Origin of the sequence: Altererythrobacter lutimaris (genome assembly GCF_013371495.1) — a bacterium.
GTDB lineage: Bacteria > Pseudomonadota > Alphaproteobacteria > Sphingomonadales > Sphingomonadaceae > Erythrobacter > Erythrobacter lutimaris_A.
On the sequence record NZ_JABWTA010000013.1, the window covers coordinates 1 to 490 of the forward strand.

A 490-nucleotide genomic window follows, 5' to 3' on the forward strand; every position below is an offset into this window, starting at 1 on the left:
GCGCGATTGAGCCGGTTCTCCCGCGCGTCCAGATCTTCGGGCATCGCAGCGGTGAAGGCGACGCGCTGCCGCTCCAGCAGCGCGCGCATTTCGGCATCGCTGTGGCTCGGCGTCTGGGCGTCTTCCTCGGTCATCGGCATGGCTCTCTCCTGATATGTTTCGCCAAAGCCTAACGCACGAAGCGCTCCCACGGAAACATTACCGCCATGCGCGCGCGATAAGGACCGAATTGCGCGCTCGGCCATTGCCATTATATCACCTTCGAAACCAACGCGAACGAGAGGCCGTTTTCTATGTCCAGCACCGATCCCGTCGTCATCCTGTCCTATGCCCGCACGCCGATGGGCGCGATGCAGGGCGCGCTGTCCGATGTCAGCGCGACCGAGCTAGGCGCGACCGCGGTGAAGGGCGCAGTGGAACGTGCCGGGATCGACGGCGGCGACGTGGACCGCATCTATATGGGCTGCGTGCTGCCCGCAGGCCTCGGCCA

1 protein-coding gene is annotated in these 490 nt (G+C 64.9%); it reads left to right on the forward strand.

Annotated elements, in window-relative coordinates; translation table 11 throughout:
* Positions 1-293: 293 nt before the first annotated feature.
* A partial coding sequence (locus HUO12_RS14325; RefSeq protein ID WP_456298153.1) for a thiolase family protein occupies positions 294-490 on the forward strand: 197 nt, incomplete at its 3' end.